This is a genomic window from Oryzomicrobium sp., from assembly GCF_021287045.1.
Classification (GTDB): domain Bacteria; phylum Pseudomonadota; class Gammaproteobacteria; order Burkholderiales; family Rhodocyclaceae; genus Oryzomicrobium.
This window is the reverse complement of the sequence record NZ_JAJTBG010000006.1, coordinates 42,622-59,643: the sequence shown is the minus strand read 5'-3', so window position 1 is coordinate 59,643 and position 17,022 is coordinate 42,622. Positions and strand designations below refer to the sequence as shown.

The 17,022-nt window shown below is 68.9% G+C and carries 17 protein-coding genes; 11 read left to right on the top strand and 6 right to left on the bottom strand.

Translation table 11 applies throughout. The features are described from left to right. Nucleotides 1-367 precede the first annotated feature (367 nt). Nucleotides 368-1,033 carry a polymer-forming cytoskeletal protein gene (locus tag LWW89_RS08070; protein WP_293263560.1) on the top strand — a complete coding sequence of 222 codons (666 nt, stop codon included), beginning with the start codon at nt 368-370 and terminating at the stop codon, nt 1,031-1,033. A 42-nt stretch (nt 1,034-1,075) separates the two neighbouring features. On the opposite strand, the gene LWW89_RS08065 is transcribed toward LWW89_RS08070, so the two are convergent. Then, nucleotides 1,076-1,864: a hypothetical protein gene (locus LWW89_RS08065; RefSeq protein WP_293263558.1), complete on the bottom strand. Its 789-nt coding sequence runs from the start codon at nt 1,862-1,864 to the stop codon at nt 1,076-1,078. Nucleotides 1,865-2,113: 249 nt separating this feature from the next. On the opposite strand from LWW89_RS08065, the gene LWW89_RS08060 reads away from it, so the two are divergent. From LWW89_RS08060 to ettA, 4 genes are all read left to right on the top strand, one after another. Beyond that, nucleotides 2,114-2,632 (top strand): peroxiredoxin-like family protein, encoded by a 519-nt coding sequence (locus LWW89_RS08060; RefSeq protein ID WP_293263556.1) that lies wholly within the window; start codon nt 2,114-2,116, stop codon nt 2,630-2,632. Beyond that, entirely contained in the window at nt 2,629-3,216 is a 588-nt protein-coding gene (locus LWW89_RS08055) for a sigma-70 family RNA polymerase sigma factor (RefSeq protein WP_293263554.1), read from the top strand. The genes LWW89_RS08060 and LWW89_RS08055 overlap by 4 nt, the downstream gene beginning before the upstream one ends. Continuing rightward, nucleotides 3,210-3,419 (top strand): zf-HC2 domain-containing protein, encoded by a 210-nt coding sequence (locus LWW89_RS08050; RefSeq protein WP_293263552.1) that lies wholly within the window; start codon nt 3,210-3,212, stop codon nt 3,417-3,419. The genes LWW89_RS08055 and LWW89_RS08050 overlap by 7 nt, the downstream gene beginning before the upstream one ends. Nucleotides 3,420-3,703: 284 nt before the next feature. After that, nucleotides 3,704-5,368: an energy-dependent translational throttle protein EttA gene (gene ettA / locus LWW89_RS08045; RefSeq protein WP_293263550.1), complete on the top strand. Its 1,665-nt coding sequence runs from the start codon at nt 3,704-3,706 to the stop codon at nt 5,366-5,368. 74 nt (nt 5,369-5,442) lie between these two features. Here the strand turns inward: ettA and LWW89_RS08040 are convergent, their stop codons facing one another. From LWW89_RS08040 to LWW89_RS08030, 3 genes are all read right to left on the bottom strand, one after another. Next, nucleotides 5,443-6,132 carry a phosphatase PAP2 family protein gene (locus tag LWW89_RS08040; RefSeq protein WP_293263548.1) on the bottom strand — a complete coding sequence of 230 codons (690 nt, stop codon included), beginning with the start codon at nt 6,130-6,132 and terminating at the stop codon, nt 5,443-5,445. Further along, complete coding sequence (locus LWW89_RS08035; protein ID WP_293263546.1) at nt 6,132-6,587, bottom strand: HIT family protein; 456 nt, start codon at nt 6,585-6,587, stop codon at nt 6,132-6,134. Before LWW89_RS08035 ends, LWW89_RS08040 begins: the two co-directional genes overlap by 1 nt. A gap of 201 nt (nt 6,588-6,788) precedes the next feature. After that, nucleotides 6,789-7,073 carry a hypothetical protein gene (locus LWW89_RS08030; protein WP_293263544.1) on the bottom strand — a complete coding sequence of 95 codons (285 nt, stop codon included), beginning with the start codon at nt 7,071-7,073 and terminating at the stop codon, nt 6,789-6,791. A gap of 392 nt (nt 7,074-7,465) precedes the next feature. On the opposite strand from LWW89_RS08030, the gene LWW89_RS08025 reads away from it, so the two are divergent. Continuing rightward, a complete protein-coding gene (locus LWW89_RS08025) occupies nt 7,466-8,548 on the top strand; it encodes an acyltransferase (RefSeq protein ID WP_293263542.1) in 1,083 nt (360 codons plus the stop codon). A 189-nt stretch (nt 8,549-8,737) separates the two neighbouring features. Next, nucleotides 8,738-10,681, top strand: a complete 1,944-nt coding sequence (locus tag LWW89_RS08020; RefSeq protein WP_293263540.1) for a U32 family peptidase — start codon at nt 8,738-8,740, stop codon at nt 10,679-10,681. Between the two features lie 408 nt (nt 10,682-11,089). On the opposite strand, the gene LWW89_RS08015 is transcribed toward LWW89_RS08020, so the two are convergent. Both LWW89_RS08015 and LWW89_RS08010 read right to left on the bottom strand, forming a co-directional pair. Next, nucleotides 11,090-11,290 (bottom strand): SlyX family protein, encoded by a 201-nt coding sequence (locus LWW89_RS08015; protein ID WP_293263538.1) that lies wholly within the window; start codon nt 11,288-11,290, stop codon nt 11,090-11,092. Between the two features lie 100 nt (nt 11,291-11,390). Beyond that, nucleotides 11,391-11,900, bottom strand: coding sequence for a hypothetical protein (locus LWW89_RS08010; protein ID WP_293263536.1), 510 nt, complete (start codon nt 11,898-11,900; stop codon nt 11,391-11,393). Nucleotides 11,901-12,252: 352 nt separating this feature from the next. Here LWW89_RS08010 and LWW89_RS08005 point away from each other — a divergent pair, with 352 nt between their 5' ends. The 4 genes from LWW89_RS08005 to LWW89_RS07990 all read left to right on the top strand — a co-directional run bounded on the left by LWW89_RS08005 (nt 12,253) and on the right by LWW89_RS07990 (nt 17,013). Then, nucleotides 12,253-13,332 (top strand): extracellular solute-binding protein, encoded by a 1,080-nt coding sequence (locus LWW89_RS08005; RefSeq protein WP_293263534.1) that lies wholly within the window; start codon nt 12,253-12,255, stop codon nt 13,330-13,332. Continuing rightward, complete coding sequence (locus LWW89_RS08000) at nt 13,332-15,119, top strand: GGDEF domain-containing protein (protein ID WP_293263532.1); 1,788 nt, start codon at nt 13,332-13,334, stop codon at nt 15,117-15,119. Before LWW89_RS08005 ends, LWW89_RS08000 begins: the two co-directional genes overlap by 1 nt. Before the next feature lie 63 nt (nt 15,120-15,182). After that, nucleotides 15,183-15,794 carry a YitT family protein gene (locus LWW89_RS07995; protein ID WP_293263530.1) on the top strand — a complete coding sequence of 204 codons (612 nt, stop codon included), beginning with the start codon at nt 15,183-15,185 and terminating at the stop codon, nt 15,792-15,794. Between the two features lie 121 nt (nt 15,795-15,915). After that, nucleotides 15,916-17,013, top strand: a complete 1,098-nt coding sequence (locus tag LWW89_RS07990) for a GGDEF domain-containing protein (protein WP_293263528.1) — start codon at nt 15,916-15,918, stop codon at nt 17,011-17,013. The last annotated feature ends 9 nt before the right edge of the window (nt 17,014-17,022 follow it).

Here is a 17,022-nt window from a genome sequence, read left to right as displayed (position 1 = left end):
TAGTTGTGTCCCTCGGTAGTTATTCGGCCACGGCTGCGTCAGCCCCCGTGGCCGTTTCTTTTTTGTTCTGGATCGGGGCGGCGCCCGGGGGCGAGGCGCCCCGGCGGTCGTGAACGTTCTGTCTGTCGCTCCGGCCCGACAGGAAAATCCGCGAAAAAACAGCAACTAGGCCGGATGCATGGATTCGGCGTCGGGCTGGCCCGACACTATTTGCGCCTATCGTCGGCGATCGGGTGGCAATCGTGAGGTGAACCGCTGTAAACGCGGGGCTTGGCGTGAAGTGGCACGCTGCTTGCCATAGGTCGGGATGGCGTTGCGGCGGCTGCCGCGACGGTTCGACTTTGCCACTCCACCTTAAGGACCTTCCATGCTCAACAAGCAAAGCTTCTTCGGCAAACGCGAGGAAACCGCCCCCCTGCGCAACGACGCCCTGGCCCCCCGGGACACCCGCCTGTCCGGCGCCTCTGGCGCTGCGGTGGCGGCGCCGGTCGGCCTGGCGCCCCTCGGCACTCCCGGGCGCGCTCCCGCCGGGCCGGCCACCGCCAGCAGCCCCCTGAATGCGGCCGATGCGGGCAAGTCCGCCGCCAAGCCGGGGCTGACCGACGCAGTGGGCGGCAACCGCCTGATCGTCGGCCCCGACGTGAAGCTGAAGGGGGCGGAAATCCTCGACTGCGACACCCTGGTGGTGGAAGGCCGGGTCGAGGCCACCATGGACAGCCGGGTCATGCACATCGCCGAAAAGGGGGTGTTCAGCGGCAAGGTGAGCATCGACGTGGCCGAGGTGTACGGCACCTTCGAGGGCGAACTGACCGCCCGCCAGCAACTGGTGATCCATGAAACCGGCCGGGTCAGCGGCACCATCCGCTACGGCAAGATTCTCATCGACGAGGGCGGCGAGCTGTCCGGCGACATCAAGTCCCTAGACGCCGACACCCCGGTACTGACCCGGGCCGCTTCCGCCGGTGCGTCCGTTTCGAGCCTTTCGCCGTCCGCTCCGGCCGCAGGTTCGGCCAAGGCCGGCACGGATGCGTGACGGGCGCCCCGCTGCTCCCGCCCGGGCCGGGCGGGGCCGGGGTCAGTGCAGGGTCTGGCCTGCGGCGCCGGCCTCCCCGGCGGCGCCGCGGCTGGCCTCCTGCCAGCCCAGCACGGCTTGGGTGGCCTGGGCCATGATCTGCTCCCACTGGGGTTTCGGCAGTTCCCGGCTGAGCGCGCCGAACAGCGCCTGGGTGGTTTCCTGGCCCAGGCCGTCGCTGGCCAGCCGATGGGCCAGGCAGCGGATCTGGATGTGGGCCAGGGCATCGGCCACCAGCCGCCAGCCCACTTCCGGCATGGTCCGGGTCAGGGCTGCCATCATGCCGCCCAGCTGGCTGAGGATGGCGAACGCTTCGTCCCGCTCCTCGCTGGCGATCATGGCGTGCCAGATGGTCAGGTGCAGGTCGCGGCGCAGCCCGACCTTGAAGTCGATGGCATCGCCCTCGTTGTCCTGAAGGGCGCTGAAGGCGGCCTGACAGCGGCCCTCGCTGGCCGGGTCCAGGGCGTCGCGCAGCAGACCGACCAGCTCGGTCAGCCCGGCCATGGCCGAGGGGCCGAAGATCTGGGCGTAGGCCAGGCCCCATTGGTCCAGGCCGGCCAGCAGCATGGCGCGGCGCAGGATGCCGGCCTCCCCGTCACGGCCGCCCTCGGCGGCGGCGATCCATTCCTCGGCACGGGCGGCGATTTCCTGGGCGCCGGCGCGCCACTCCGCCTCGCTGCCTTCCAGGGATAGGCGGAACAGGCGGGCGAAAGCATCCTGGACGAGGCGAGCGGCGTAGGTTTGCAGCTCCCGGGAGGCCAGGGGGGCGAAGGTGTCGGCGGGCAGGGTCATGGCGCAATCACAAAAGACGGTCGGCACCCACGGCGCCGCGAGGGCAGGATTGTGCCCAATGCGCCGAGGGAGGGCAAAGGGCGGTACACGGGGGGGGCGCCATCTCGCCGCTGGCAGGGTGTAAGGAATTGCGCCGGGGGAACGACAGATTGATTTAGCCTCTCCAAACGGGCGGCGCCGGCCTTCTGCCGCGCGCCCCTGACGACAATGCCACGGAGCCCCTCGATGACCGATCTTTGCCCTCGTCCCATGCCCCGCCACCCCGTGCCCGACCTGGCCGTAGCGACGGTGGACGGTTCCCTCTGGCGCCTTGCCGACCGGCGCCCGGAACGTTTCACCCTGGTGGTGGCCTACCGGGGGCGCCACTGCCCCATCTGCCGCGCCTATCTCCAGGAGCTGGTCCGCCTCCTCCCCGAATTCGCCGCCCGGGGCGTGGACGTGCTGGCCGTTTCCGCCGACGACGAAGCCCGGGCCCGGGATACGCACCGGGAATGGCGGCTGGAGGGCCTGGCCCTGGGTTACGGCCTGTCCATCGCCACCGGCCGGGCCTGGGGGCTGTACGTTTCCACCGGCCGAGGCGCTACCTCCATCGGCATCGAGGAGCCGGCCCTGTTCACCGAGCCTGGTCTCTTTCTGGTGCGCCCCGACGGCACTCTTTACTGGGCGGCCATCCAGACCATGCCCTTTGCCCGGCCGGGGTTCGCCGACGTGCTCAAGGCCCTGGATTTCGTCATCGCCAAGGACTACCCGGCCCGGGGCGAGGCATGAGCGTTCCGGCGCCTGCTGCTGCGGACCTGGTCGGGCTGCGCCGCGACCTGCTGCGCTTTGCCGTGCTGCAACTGCGCGACGAGGCGGCGGCCGAGGATGCGGTGCAGGAAACCCTGCTGGCCGCCTGCCGCGACGGCGCCGGGTTCGCCGGCCGGGCCCAGTGGAGCACCTGGGTGTTCGGCATCCTGCGCCACAAGATCGTGGACGCCATCCGCCAGCGGGTGCGCCAGCCCCAGCCCCTGGCCGAGATCGACGAGATTCCCGAGGACGCCTTCGACGACCTGTTCCGTTCCGACGGGCACTGGCGCGCCGAGGAGCGCCCGGCGGCCTGGGGCGATCCGGAAGCGGCCCTGTCCCGGGCCGAATTCTGGGAGGTGTTTCGGCTGTGCTTGACCCGCCTGCCGGAAAACACCGCCCGAGTGTTCATGATGCGGGAGTACCTGGGCTTCGATACGCGGGAAATCTGCGGCGAATTGTCGATTACAGCGGCCAACTGCTGGGTAGTTCTGCACCGGGCGCGCATGAGCCTGCGCCTCTGCCTACAGGAGCGCTGGTTTGCCGGCGAGGGGGGAATGTCATGCTGAACTGCAAGGAGGCGACCCGGCTGCTGTCCGATGCCCAGGAGCGGGAACTGGGCGTGCCCGCCCGGCTGGCCCTGCGCCTGCATCTGGCGATCTGCTCCGGCTGCCGCAACTTCGAACGCCAGATCGACGTCCTGCGTACCGCCACCCGGCGTCTGGGGGCGTGGCGGGACGAGGCGGGGCCGCGGGACGACGGCGAAACGTGAAACGTGGAGGGGCGACGGCGGGAGTGGCATGGCGCCGCCATGTTGCACCGTGGAAAGCCGCGCCAGTCCTCGATCCTGGCGAGGGTATGCCGAAGGTCCGCGCCAGTGGCGGTGTTTGTCCAAGGCTGCCCGGAAACGCCCGTCCTGCCTTGGGTTTGGGCGCGCGGCGTGAATGTCGCGCCCCCGGCGGCCGGCGCGAAACGGGCCCCGCGGGCGGGGCCGGGGTGAATCCCCCGGCGCTTTCCTCCATAATTCCCGCCTTTCGCACCAACCGGAAACCCGCAATGGCCCAATACGTGATGTCGATGCTCCGCGTGAGCAAGGTCGTGCCGCCCAAGCGGCAAATCATCAAGGACATTTCCCTGTCGTTCTTCCCCGGCGCCAAGATCGGCCTGCTCGGCCTGAACGGCGCGGGCAAATCCACGGTGCTGCGCATCATGGCCGGCGCCGACAAGGAATACGAAGGCGAGGTGCAGCACCTGGCTGGCGTGCGTATCGGCTACCTGCCCCAGGAACCTCAGCTCGACCCGGCCAAGACGGTCAAGGAAGAGGTCGAATCCGGCCTGGGCGAGCTGCTCGAAGCGCGCCAGAAGCTCGAAGAAATCTATGCCGCCTACGCCGAGCCCGACGCCGACTTCGACAAGCTGGCCGAGGAGCAGGCCCGCTACGAGGCGATCATCGCCACCGCCGGCAGCGACGTGGAAACCCAGATGGAGATCGCCGCCGACGCCCTGCGTCTGCCGCCCTGGGACGCCACCATCGAGCACCTGTCCGGCGGCGAGAAGCGCCGCGTCGCCCTGTGCAAGCTGCTGCTGTCCAAGCCCGACATGCTGCTGCTCGACGAACCGACCAACCACCTGGACGCCGAGTCGGTGGAATGGCTGGAACAGTTCCTCACCCGCTTCCCCGGCACCGTGGTGGCGGTGACCCACGACCGCTACTTCCTCGACAACGCCGCCGAGTGGATTCTGGAACTGGACCGGGGCCACGGCATCCCCTGGAAGGGCAACTACTCCAGCTGGCTGGAGCAGAAGGAAGCCCGCCTGGAGCAGGAGCAGAAGCAGGTGGACGCCCACATGAAGGCGATGAAGCAGGAGCTGGAGTGGGTACGCTCCAACCCCAAGGCCCGCCAGGCCAAGAGCAAGGCCCGCCTGTCGCGCTTCGAGGAACTGTCCTCGGTGGAGCACCAGAAGCGCAACGAGACCCAGGAAATCTTCATCCCCGTGGCCGAGCGCCTGGGCGACAAGGTGATCGAGTTCAACGGCGTCACCAAGGCTTTCGGCGACAAGCTGCTGATGGACAACCTGAGCTTCGCCATCCCGCCCGGGGCCATCGTCGGCATCATCGGCCCCAACGGCGCCGGTAAATCGACCCTGTTCAAGATGATCACCGGCCAGCAGCAGCCCGATTCCGGCGAAGTGGTGGTGGGCCCCACCGTGCAGATGGCCTACGTGGACCAGAGCCGGGATTGCCTGGACGGCAGCAAGACCGTCTTCGACGAGCTGGCCGAAGGCCGCGACATCCTGCAGATCGGCAAGTTCGAGATGCCCAGCCGGGCCTACATCGGCCGCTTCAACTTCAAGGGCGGCGACCAGCAGAAGCTGGTGGGCAACCTCTCCGGCGGCGAGCGGGGCCGACTGCACCTGGCCAAGACCCTGATGGCCGGCGGCAACGTGCTGCTGCTCGACGAACCCTCCAACGACCTGGACGTGGAAACCCTGCGCGCCTTGGAGGACGCCCTGCTCGAATTCGCCGGCTGCGCCCTGGTGATCTCCCACGACCGCTGGTTCCTCGACCGCATCTGCACCCATATCCTGGCCGCCGAGGGCGACTCGCAATGGACCTTCTTCCCGGGCAACTACCAGGAATACGAAGAGGACAAGCGCAAGCGCCTGGGCGAGGAAGGGGCCAAGCCGAAGCGCATCCGCTACAAGCCGATCAGCCGCTGATCGCGCCAGTACGCAGACGTTGCGACAAAAAACCCGCCAGTTGGCGGGTTTTTTTGTTTGAGTCGGAACAACAGCTACGGCCGGTAGCGGGCCAGCCGGTCGGCACAGGCACGCAGCGACAGCAGGCCGGCCACGCCGCCCAGGGCGATACCGGCCACCATGTCCACCGCCACGTGCTGCTTGGTCGCCAAGGTCGAATAGGCGATGCCTAGGCACCACAGCCAGTTGGCCTGGTTGAGCCAGGCCGGGGCCTCGATGCGGTGCAGCAGGGCTTGCAGCCAGCAGGCGGAAAACACGGCGGTGGCCACGTGCAGGGACGGGCAGGCGTTTCCTGCCGCGTCGATGCCTTTCATGAAGGCGAAGCCCGGGTACTGGCCCCAGTCGATGTTGGCCGGCGGTACGGCGGTGGGCCAGAAATAGAAGCAGGTCAGGCCGAACAGGCAGAGCAGGGCTGCGGCCAGGCCGAAGGCGGCCAGTTCGGCAAAGGTGAACAGCAGCAGGGTGGGCAGGGAAACATAGACCCACAGCGACAGGTACAGCGGCAGGGCCAGGGTCTGCACCCCCACGGCCTCATCCAGCCACAGTACCGGCATTTCGGTGACGACGCCGCTCGGGTTCTTGAGCAGGTGCACGTAGGCGACGAAGAACAGGGTGATGAACACCGTGGTGCCCGCGGCCTTCAGCCACCACAGGCGGAACATGGCCGCCAGCAGGGGGCGGCCGCGCAGGGAGCCGGAGGCGGCGAGAAGGCTGCTGGCGGCCATCACGCGCCCTGGCCGCTGCCCAGGGCGGCGCGCAGCCGGGCGGCGTAATCGTCCAGGGCGGCCCGGGGCGGGTCCTTGCGCGGCCAGCTGAGTTCGATGCCGTCGTCGGCGTGGCGGGGCAGGACGTGGATGTGGAAGTGGAACACGGTCTGGTTGCCTTCCACCCCGTTGGCCTGGAACAGGCTCAGGCCGGGCGGATCGAAGGCGGCTTGGATGGCGTGGGCGATGCGCTGGGCGGTGCGCATGGCGGCGGCCGCCTCGTCCGGGGTCAGGTCGAACAGGGTGGCGGCGTGGCGCTTGATCGCCACCAGCACGTGGCCGGGATTGACCTGGCCGATGTCGAGGAAAGCGATGGTCTGGTCGTCCTCATACACCGTGGAGGCGGGGATCTCGCCAGCCACCAGACGGCAGAAGATGCATTCGCCCGGGGGCGAGGTGTCGACGAACATCGGCATGGAAACTCTCCTGTGCGTAAGGTGGGCCGTGGGCCGAAGACGCGAGCATAAAGGAGAGTGACCACTTACGGCTATCGCCGCCCGCCATGCGGAGCGGCGGCCGAAAACGCCAAGGCCCGCTCCAGGAGGGGCGGGCCTTGGGCAGACGCGCCGCCTGGCTATCGAGGACGGCCAGGCGGCGGGAAGAGGGGTTGGCGCGGTTTAGTGTTCGGCCTTGAGGCTGGCGGCGAACAGGGCTTCGGAGCGCTCGGGGAACTGGAAGGCGGTGAAGGTGCGGTGGATTTCGGCTTCGTTCACGCCCTGGCCCTGGTCTTCGAAGCGGATGCCGATCTGACGGCCGTTGGAAGCAAGGGTGGTGAAAGCGTAGCGCCAGCGTTGGGCCTCGGCCAGCCGCTCGCGCAGCTCGCGTTCGTTGCTGATGACGACCCCGGCGCGCTTCAGGGAATCCAGAAAGTCGTCGAAGGATTCGTTGCTAAGGCTACCCATTGCTATCTCCGTTGGATGTGCGGTGATTGCTCACCATGGGGCGAATAACGCGGCACGAGCCGGGAAGTTGACGCGATATTTACGCGGAGCGTGAAATATTTCCGCCCCGGTGTGGGGGAGTTGCTGCTGCATTGCGGCAATTTCCCGGCGAAATCCCTGGATTTCGCCGCCAGTTGGCGGCATAATCCTGCGCCAAAACAATGTGTTGCAAAACGTAAAGAGAACTTCCGGGCCTTTCGGGGGGCGCCGGGAGGGCGCATCATTCGTCCTGACCGATCCACGGCGCCCCAGGCCCGGGATCGCGCCGCGCAAGCAACACGTCCGATTCCTCCGATTTTCTGAACCGAATCCCCGCCCTGCCGCACGCCGGCCGGGCCGTTGCCGTTTACGCCATGTCCGCCGTACCCGCCGTCATCCCCAGCCAACTGCCGGAAAGCGCCCCGCGCCGCGCCGAGCGGCGCATGCCCTTGATCGACGCCTTCAAGGCCATCGCCTCCCAGTTGATCGTGCTCCACCACCTCTCCAGCTACGGGCCCCTGTCCGAATCGGCCCGGGAGCTGGCCCCCCAGTTGCTCGACTGGATGTACGACTACGCCCGGGTGGCGGTCCAGGTCTTCCTCGTCATCGGCGGCTTCCTCGCCGCCAAGGGGCTGGCCCCCACCGGGGAGCCCACGGTGGAGCGCCCCCTGCTCCTGATCTGGAAGCGCTACCGGCGCCTGGTGCTGCCCTACCTGGCGGCCCTGGGGGTCGGCATCACCTGTGCCGCCCTGGCCCGGCTGTGGCTGTGGGACGGCTGGGTGCCCAACGCCCCGACCCTGCCCCAACTGGCCGCCCACGCCCTGCTGCTGAACGGCCTGCTTAACCAGGAGGCCCTGTCCGCCGGCGTCTGGTACGTGGCCATCGATTTCCAGCTGTTCGCCCTGATGGTTCTCACCCTGTGGCTGTCGCGCAAGGCCGGCGCCGTGGCCGGCCAGGTGCGCCGCCTGACCCCGGTGCTGGTGGGCGTGCTGGCGGTGGTGTCCCTGTTCCACTTCAACCGCAACGAGGTGTGGGACGAGTGGGCCATCTACTTCTTCGGCTCCTACGCCATGGGCGCCCTGGCCTACTGGGCCGCCGACGAACGGCGCTCCTATGTATGGCTGACGCTGCTGGCGGCCATCGTGGTGGCCGCCCTGGCGGTGGATTTCCGCCTGCGCATCGCCGTGGCCCTGGCGGTGGCCCTGGCCCTGGGCGTGGGCCGGCGTACCGGCGCCCTGGAAGCCTGGCTGGACGTGAAGCCCCTGGCCTACCTGGGCAAGATTTCCTACTCGGTGTTCCTCTTCCACTTTCCGGTGCTGATGGTGATGAACGCGGTGATTCCCCACCTGGCGCCGCGCAACCCCACCGCCAGCGCCATCGGCCTGATGCTCGCCTGGGCCATCAGCGTGGCCGTCGGCGCCTTCTTCTTCCGCCTGGTGGAAAGCCGAGTGCGCTGAGGCGCCGCCCCGCCGCCGGATTCCGGTGGCCGCGTGCGGCGCCCGCCCCAGGCTGGTACCCTGTCGGCCGGTCCCCTACGGACCGGCCGTTTCGTTTTTCAGGCGGTTGCCGTCCGCTTCTTTCCGCTTTCCATCCTTTCCACCGTCTCCCCCGCCCGGCCCCGGCCGGGCGTTGCCACGATGTCCGCCATGTCCGCTGCTTCCCCCGCCCCGGCCGCCCAGGCTGCCGCCCGCCCCCTCGAACTGCTCGCCCCGGCCAAGAACGCCGATTTCGGCATCGAGGCCATCAACCACGGGGCCGACGCGGTGTACATCGGCGGCCCGGCCTTCGGCGCCCGCTCCAACGCCGGCAACACGGTGGCCGACATCGCCCGGCTGTCCGCCCACGCCCACCGTTACAACGCCCGGGTGCTGGTGGCGCTCAACACCATCCTGCGCGACGACGAGGTGGAGCCGGCCCGACGCCTGGCCTGGCAGCTCTACGAGGCCGGCGCCGACGCCCTCATCCTCCAGGACATGGGGCTGCTGGAAGTGGACCTGCCGCCGATCCAGCTGCATGCCAGCACCCAGACCGACATCCGCGGGGTCGAGAAAGCCCGCTTCCTCCAGGACGTGGGCTTTTCCCAGATCGTCCTGGCCCGGGAGCTGACCCTCCAGCAGATCGGCAAGATCGCCGCCGGCACCGACGTGGCCCTGGAATTCTTCGTGCACGGCGCCCTGTGCGTCGCCTACAGCGGCCAGTGCTACATCAGCCACGCCCACACCGGCCGCTCCGCCAACCGGGGCGACTGCTCCCAGGCCTGCCGCCTGCCCTACGACCTGGAAGGGGCCGACGGCCAGTTGCTCGCCCAGGACAAGCACCTGCTGTCGATGAAGGACAACGACCAGTCGGCCAACCTGCGCGCCCTGGCCGATGCCGGCATCTCCTCGTTCAAGATCGAGGGGCGGCTCAAGGACCTGTCCTACGTCAAGAACATCACCGCCCACTACCGCACCCTGCTCGACGACATCCTGGCGGCGGCGCCGGACCGCTACCGGCGCGCCTCCGCCGGGCGCTGCACCTACACCTTCACCCCCCAGCCGGAAAAGACCTTCAACCGGGGCTCCACCGACTACTTCGTGAACGGCCGCCAGCACGACATCGGCGCCTTCGATACGCCCAAGTTCTCGGGCACCCGCATCGGCGCCGTCGGCGAGGTCGGCCTGGGCTGGTTCGAGGCCGAGATCGACGCCGGCATCGACCCCTTGCACAACGGCGACGGCCTGTCCTTCTTCGACAAGGAAGGCGAACTGGTGGGGCTGCGGATCAATCGCGCCGAGCCCCTGGCGGGCGGACAGCACGATTCCCGATCGTACCGGCTGTTCGTCAGCGAAGTGCCCGAGGCCCTGGAAGCGGGCCGGGAGCTTTACCGCAACCGGGACCAGGCCTTCGAGCGGGCTTTGGAGAAGAAATCCGCCGAGCGCCGGGTGGACGTGCGCCTGGCCTTTGCCGAGACTCCGGACGGTTTTTCCCTGACCCTGACCGACGAGGACGGGGTGAGCGCTTCGGCCGCCGTGGTCCATCCCCACGAGCCGGCCCAGAACGGCGAGCGGGCCCTGGCCACCATCCGCGAGAACCTGGGCAAGCTGGGGACGACCCTCTACGCCGCCGCCCCCGAGGCCATCGCGGTGGCCCTGTCCCAGCCCTGGTTTCTCCCCGCCGGGGTGCTCAACGGCCTGCGCCGCGAGGCGGTGGAGGCCCTGGACGCGGCCCGCGCCGCCGCCTACGCGCGCCCGCCCCGGGCCGTGCCGGTGGAGCCGCCGGTGCCCTATCCGGATGACGAGCTCACCTACCTGGGCAACGTGTACAACGACCAGGCCCGGGCCTTCTACGCCAAGCACGGGGTGCGGCTGATCGAATCGGCCTTTGAAGCCAACGAGGAAACCGGCGCGGTGTCGCTGATGATCACCAAGCACTGCCTGCGCCACGACTTCAACCTGTGCCCGAAGGAAGTGAAGGGCATCAAGGCCGACCCCCTGACCCTGGTGAACAACAACGAGCGCCTGACCCTGCGCTTCGACTGCGTCAAATGCGAGATGCACGTGGTCGGCAAGCTGCGCAAGAACCGGGTGATCTCCCTGGTCGCCCGCTGAGGGGCGCTGCGCCGGGGCGGCTGGGGCGGGGCTTCCCGCCGTGTGCCTTCTGACTGGCCGATCTGACCGATGCGGCCAATGCTGTGCAAGCCGGCCGGGAGCGCCGTGCTTTGGAACGGGCAAGGCCCGGACCGGGGCCAACAGCGCGTGGCTGAAGCCTTCGGTTTTTCCGAAGGCTTAGAGTGGGTGCATCGGCAAACTCAGCGACTGTCGCGGACTTTGGCGCTGGACGCTTGTTCAGCCTTCGGTTTTATTTGAGTGACGGTCGGGCCGGCGCACGGGGAAATGTGAAAATCCCGGCAAGGGAAAACCCCGGCAATACCGGGGCGGCGGCCGATGGCGGCAAGCGCTGCGCATGGTGCAGGGGGGGGCGGCTCCGCTGCGGCCGGCGGTCCGCCGCCGGCGCCATCAATAGTGGGGCGGAATCTCGTCGCGCAGGTTGCGCGCTTCGCCGGGGGAGGCGCTGTGCATCTGCTGGTGCAGTTCCCGCAGCTGGCGTTGCAGCTGCTCGATCTGCTCCTGCTGGCGGAACACCGTCAGGTTGAGGGTTTCCAGCAGGTCTTCGGCGTAGGCGAGCTTGATTTCCAGCTCGGTGAGGCGGGCGTCCATGGCGGCTCCGGGGCGGGGGAGGGGGCGATTGTAGCCGCGCCGCCGCCGGGCCGGTACGGGTGTGGCGGCAAAATTTGCCGCCCGCTCTCATCCAGGCCGGTCAGGCCAGGCCGGTGGCGACCCGGTAGTCGTTGGACAGGCTGGCGTTGAAGGCCTGGAGCTTGTCGTAGATCTGCGCCGCCGGGGTGCCCTTGGCCCGCTCGTTTTCGTACAGGGCGATGCGCTGCTGCTGGGCGGCGGAAATCTGGCTGTTCATGGACGACTGGTAGTTGCCGTCGGTCACCGGGGTGCCGTTGGCGTAGCGGCTGTTGGCCCAGTCATTCTGGTCGTTGCGCACCGACAGCCGGTCCGGCGTGTAGGCCATGGCGCGGGCCAGCTGCTCCGCCAGCTGCGGGTCGTTCTGGACGGCGTCGCGCAGTTCCTGCTGGGTCTTGTCCCGGGCGCTGGCGCTTTGCAGCGCGGCCTTGGCCTCGCTGCTGATGGTGATTTTCGCCGAAGAGGGCGTTTCGGCGCTGTCGCCGGAAGCTCCCACCGCCGAAGCGATGGAGGAGGCCACCGAGGCCACGGCGCGCACGCCGATACCGGCGAGGATGCTCGCGGTGCTGAACATGGGCGGTTCCTGAAAAAAGTCCGGAACGTTTCAGCAACCTTCATGCCAAAGTGCCTGCACTGCCGCGATCGATCATGCGATCGGCATTGTTTTGGCCCGTGCCGCTGCGTGAGGCGGCGCTGCCGCTGGCTCGCGGGGCCTGGTTCGGGAACGGAGTCCGGGGCCGCTGCTGCGGGGAGGCGACGGGATGCAGGGGAGGGGGCCGGCGGCCGGTGGCAAAAAATGCCGCCTGGGCGTCAGGGACGGTTCAGGACAATGAGATGCAATTTGCCGGGAAAAAAGTGAAGATGCACCGACAACAACAAGCGGCGGCGCCCAGCGCAGCCGCCGTACCAACCCGAGTCGCCCCGACATGCCGCTCCCGCACCTGATTTGCCGCCCCGCCGCCCGGGGCTTCCGTTTGATCCAGCTGGGGCTGGCCGTCCTGGGACTGGCCCTGTTTTCCACCTGGGCGGCCGCCCAGGGCCGAGAAACCCTGCGCATCCTGGCCTGGCCCGGTTATGCCGACGCCGATCTGGTGCGGGCTTTCGAAAAGCGCCATGACGTGCGCGTCGAAGTGACCCTGGTGGAATCCGACGATGCCCTGTGGAGCCGCCTGCGCGCCAACCGGGGCGGCGATTTCGACGTGCTGGCGGCCAATACCGCCGAACTGCGCCGCATTATCGACGACGGCCTAGTCCAGCCCCTCGACCTGGCCAACATCCCCAACACCCGCCAGCAGCTGCCGCGCTTCCGCGACCTGGCCTCCCTGCCCGGGGTGGTGCGCCGCGGCCAGGTCTATGCGATCCCCTACACCTATTCCGAAATGGGGCTGATCTACGACCGCAAGCAGGTGCCGGAGCCCCCCGCCACGGTGGGCGCCCTGTGGGACCCGCGCTTCCAGGGCCGGGTGCTGGCCTACAACGGCAGCAGCCACAACTTCTCTCTGGCGGCCCAGTCTCTCGGCAGCAAGACGCCGTTCCGCATTCCCGAGGCCGATTTCCGCAAGGTGGTGGACCGGCTGGTGGCCCTGCGCCGCAACGTGCGCACCTTCTACACCTCGCCGGAAGAGGCGGTGGAACTGTTCCGCGACAACCGCATCGCCCTGATGTTCGCCAATTACGGCACCCAGCAGCTGGCCATGCTGAAAAAGGCCGGCCTCGACGTGGGCTACGCCATTCCCCGGGAAGGCGCCCTGGCCTGGCTCGACTGCTGGGCCGTGTCCCGGGGGGCGCACAACCCGCGCCTGGCCGAGGCCTGGATCAACTACACCCTGGAAGAGCCGGTGAGCTCCGCCCTGACCGCCCGCCAGGGCCTGGCCAACACCCTGCGCGAGCCGTCCCACCTGCCCCCCGGCGCCGGCCTGGTCTGGCTCGAACCGGTGGAGGACGCCGGCCGGCGGGCCGCCCTGTGGCGGCGCATCATCGCCGGCGACACCCCGGAGCGCTTCTGATGCGCCCCCTGCCCGACCTTCTGGGCCGCCTGGGTATCGGCGCCAAGCTCGGCCTGCTGCTGGCGGCCTTCGCCATCCTGGCGACGGGCCTGACCGGCTACTACTCCTACAGCCAGAGCCGCAACCTGCTGGTGAACGCCGCCGAGCGGGAACTGCTGACCGCCACCCAGGTGCTCGGCCGCCGCCTGGTGGTGGCCCTGGCCGGGGTGGCCGACGATGTGCGCCTGCTCGCCCAGGCCCCGGCCACCCGCCGGGTCGTCCAGGGCGACCGGAACGGCGGGGCCCGGGACGATCTGGCGGAAACCTTCTCCGCCCTGCTGCGCGTCCATCCCGAGTACTTCCAGGTGCGCCTGATCGGCGCTGCCCACCACGGCCGGGAAGTGGTCCGGGTGGACCGGGACGACGGCCGCCTGGTGCGCCTGGACGGCCCGCTGCTCCAGGAAAAGGGCTACTACCCCTACGTCTTCCACACCCTGGAGCTGACCCCGGGCCAGGTCTATCTCTCGCCCATCGTCATCAACCACGAGCAGGGCGCCCACGCCGGGCTGAACAAGCCCTCCCTCCAGGTCGCCACCCCGGTAGCCGGGGCGGACGGCCAGGTGTGGGGCGTGGCGGTGGTCAACATCGACGTCAACGGCCTGTTCGACCTGCTCAAGGCCGATCTGCCGGAAGATTTCTGGCTCTACCTGACCAACGAGCGGGGCGACTTCCTGATGCACCCCGAGGCCGACCTGACCTTCGGCTTCGACCGGGGCCGCCGGGTGCTGGTCCAGGACACCTACCCGGCGGTCCAGGACCTGCTCGACCACAAGGCCAAGACCGTGGTCACCCGGGGCGAGCAGAGCGTCGGTCCGGTGCCCGCCGACGCCGTGGCCGCCTTCATGCGCCTGCCCATCGGCGTGCCGAGCGAAGGGCGCTTCGTCATTCTGGGCCTGTCCCAGCCGATCCAGACCGTCCTGGCCGAATCCCGCCTGCTGGGGCAGACCACCTGGCAGCTGGTGCTGGCCTTCAGCCTGCTGGCCGTGGCGGTGGCCGCCCTGGTCTCCCGGGCGGTGCTCCGGCCGTTGAACATGCTGGTGGCGGCGGCCCAGCGCTTCTCCCGGGAGCACGTCATGGGCGAGCTGCCCCTGGCGCGGCGCGACGAGTTCGGCACCCTGGCCCGCAGCTTCGGCGAGATGCAGACCCAGATCGGTGCCCACCTGGCCGAGTTGTACGAGAGCCGCAGCCGGCTCGACCACCTGGCCCGCCACGACCCCCTCACCGGCCTGCCCAACCGGCGCTTCTTCACCGATCGCCTGGAGCACGCGGTGGCCACCGCCCGGCGCAAGGGCGGCACCCTGGCGGTACTGTTCATCGACCTGGACTGCTTCAAGGAAATCAACGACAGCCTGGGCCACGGGGTGGGCGACGAGGTGCTGCGCGAGACGGCCCGCCTGCTGTGCGCCTCGGTGCGGGAGACGGACACGGTGGCGCGGCTGGGGGGCGAAGAGTTCGTCATCCTGTTCGACACGGTGGCGGACCCCAGGGACGTGGCCCTGGTGGCCGAGAAACTGTTGCAGCGCTTCCAGTTGCCCCTGCAAGTGGCGGACCGGAGCCTGGTGGTCCAGGCCAGCATGGGGATCAGCCGCTATCCCGAGGACGGCGCCGACGCCGCCTCCCTGCTCCATTCGGCTGACATCGCCATGTACCGGGCCAAGCACCAGGGGCGCAACACCTACCGCTTCCACGACACCCCGGCCTGGCCGGCGGGAGAGGTCCCGGTGGCCGCACCCCCTGCCGTAGAATAGCGTTCCGCCGGCATCCACCTGTCGCCTTCCCCTGCCGGCCCCGCCTTTTACCGTTTCGCCGTCGTGACCGCCTCCATCCCCCCCGTCCGCCATTCCCTCGCCGAGGACATCCAGGCCCTCCTGGTCGGCCCTCTGTTCGTTGCCCTGTCCGTCGTCTTCTTCCGCCACGCCGGGCTGCTCACCGGCGGCACCGCCGGCCTGGCCTTCCTCGCCCACTACGCCAGCGACTGGTCCTTCGGCGTCCTGTTCTTCGTCATCAACCTGCCCTTCTACTTCTTCGCCGTGCGCACCCTGGGCTGGGTGTTCACGGTCAAGACCTTCGCCGCCGTGGCGCTGCTGTCGCTGTACAGCGAGCTGCTGCCCCACCTGATCCACTTCGACCGGCTCGACCCGCTCTTCGCCGGGATCATGGGCGGCTTCCTCACCGGCATCGGCCTGCTCATCCTGGTGCGGCACAAGGCCAGCCTGGGCGGCCTGGGGGTGCTCGCCATCTACCTGCAGGAAACCCGGGGCTGGCGGGCCGGCAAGGTGCAGATGGCGGCGGACCTGGCCATCGTCGGCGCGGCCCTGCTGATCCGGCCCGTCGGCCTGGTGGGCATTTCGGTCATCGGCGCGATGGCCCTCAACCTGGTCATCGCGGTCAATCACAAGCCCGGGCGCTACGTGGGCATGTAGCCGCCGGGTTGCCCGCGCATGATCATTGCGCCGGCAGGGGCTTTGTTTATGATGATCGGGTTGTGGCCGTCTGTCGGCGCAAGGCGTGCCGGCGCGGCCGAACCGCATCGAGGATGGGGCCATGCAGCAGACCGAGCAAACTCTGCTTGAGCAGATGCACATCAGCGAACTCGACATCGAGTACCGCAAGCAACTGCTCAATTTCACCCCGGAGCACGCCAGCGCCCTGGCGGCCTGTCTGCCGGTGATCGCCGAGCGCATCGACGACCTGGTGGACGCCTTCTACCGGGCCCAGACCAGCGTGGACGAGATCGCTCTGCTGATCGGCGACGCCGACACCCTGGGGCGCCTGCGCACCGCCCAGCGGCGCTACATCCTCGACCTGTTCAGCGGCTTCTACGACGTGGAGTACGTCAACAACCGCCTGCGCATCGGCATGGTGCACAAGCGCATCGGCGTCGAGCCGCGCCTCTACCTTTCCGGCATCCACGAGCTGAAGGGGCTGCTCATCCGGACCCTGGTGGACGCCCTGGGCGCCGGGGCGGGCAGCCGGGGGGCGCTGGAGGCCCTGGACAAGCTGGTGATCTTCGACGTCACCCTGGTGTTCGAAACCTACATCCGCAGCCTGGTGGCCGAGATCGAGACGGCCAAGAACAAGTCGGACCGTTACGCCCGCAGCCTGGAGGAAAAGGTCAGCCAGCGCACCCAGGAGCTGGAGGCCCTGACCCGCACCGACTCCCTCACCGGCATCTACAACCGGCGTTATCTGAGCGAGACGCTGCCCGGCGTCCTGCGTGCCGCCCAGCGTCGCAACGAGGCGGTGACCCTGGTCTACCTGGACGTGAACGACTTCAAGATGATCAACGATCACTTCGGCCACCTGCGCGGCGACGAGGTGCTGCGCAACGTGGGCGAGGTGCTGCGCAGCGTCGGCCGGGGCGAGGACATGTACTTCCGCTACGGCGGCGACGAGTTCTGCGCCATCCTGCCCAACTGCACCGAGGCCGAGGCAGAAGCCGGCTTCTGCCGCCGTCTGGCCAACGCCATTGCCGACCGGCTGCCGGGGATCACCCTGAGCGTCGGCTCGGTTCAGACCGGCCCGGGGGAATACGACCTGGCCGACGCCCTGATCAGCCAGGCCGACGCCCGCATGTACGAGGCCAAGCAGTCGGCCAAGCGGGCCGCTGCGAGCGCAGCCGAGGGCAACGGGGCCGCCTAGACACCGGCG

Excerpts from the sequence above, each read along its gene's own strand:
- LWW89_RS08070 (WP_293263560.1), top strand. The coding sequence starts at position 368 with ATGCTCAACAAGCAAAGCTTCTTCGGCAAACGCGAGGAAACCGCCCCC.
- LWW89_RS08065 (WP_293263558.1), bottom strand. The coding sequence starts at position 1,864 with ATGACCCTGCCCGCCGACACCTTCGCCCCCCTGGCCTCCCGGGAGCTG.
- LWW89_RS08060 (WP_293263556.1), top strand. The coding sequence starts at position 2,114 with ATGCCCCGCCACCCCGTGCCCGACCTGGCCGTAGCGACGGTGGACGGT.
- LWW89_RS08055 (WP_293263554.1), top strand. The coding sequence starts at position 2,629 with ATGAGCGTTCCGGCGCCTGCTGCTGCGGACCTGGTCGGGCTGCGCCGC.
- LWW89_RS08050 (WP_293263552.1), top strand. The coding sequence starts at position 3,210 with ATGCTGAACTGCAAGGAGGCGACCCGGCTGCTGTCCGATGCCCAGGAG.
- ettA (WP_293263550.1), top strand. The coding sequence starts at position 3,704 with ATGGCCCAATACGTGATGTCGATGCTCCGCGTGAGCAAGGTCGTGCCG.
- LWW89_RS08040 (WP_293263548.1), bottom strand. The coding sequence starts at position 6,132 with ATGGCCGCCAGCAGCCTTCTCGCCGCCTCCGGCTCCCTGCGCGGCCGC.
- LWW89_RS08035 (WP_293263546.1), bottom strand. The coding sequence starts at position 6,587 with ATGCCGATGTTCGTCGACACCTCGCCCCCGGGCGAATGCATCTTCTGC.
- LWW89_RS08030 (WP_293263544.1), bottom strand. The coding sequence starts at position 7,073 with ATGGGTAGCCTTAGCAACGAATCCTTCGACGACTTTCTGGATTCCCTG.
- LWW89_RS08025 (WP_293263542.1), top strand. The coding sequence starts at position 7,466 with ATGTCCGCCGTACCCGCCGTCATCCCCAGCCAACTGCCGGAAAGCGCC.
- LWW89_RS08020 (WP_293263540.1), top strand. The coding sequence starts at position 8,738 with ATGTCCGCTGCTTCCCCCGCCCCGGCCGCCCAGGCTGCCGCCCGCCCC.
- LWW89_RS08015 (WP_293263538.1), bottom strand. The coding sequence starts at position 11,290 with ATGGACGCCCGCCTCACCGAGCTGGAAATCAAGCTCGCCTACGCCGAA.
- LWW89_RS08010 (WP_293263536.1), bottom strand. The coding sequence starts at position 11,900 with ATGTTCAGCACCGCGAGCATCCTCGCCGGTATCGGCGTGCGCGCCGTG.
- LWW89_RS08005 (WP_293263534.1), top strand. The coding sequence starts at position 12,253 with ATGCCGCTCCCGCACCTGATTTGCCGCCCCGCCGCCCGGGGCTTCCGT.
- LWW89_RS08000 (WP_293263532.1), top strand. The coding sequence starts at position 13,332 with ATGCGCCCCCTGCCCGACCTTCTGGGCCGCCTGGGTATCGGCGCCAAG.
- LWW89_RS07990 (WP_293263528.1), top strand. The coding sequence starts at position 15,916 with ATGCAGCAGACCGAGCAAACTCTGCTTGAGCAGATGCACATCAGCGAA.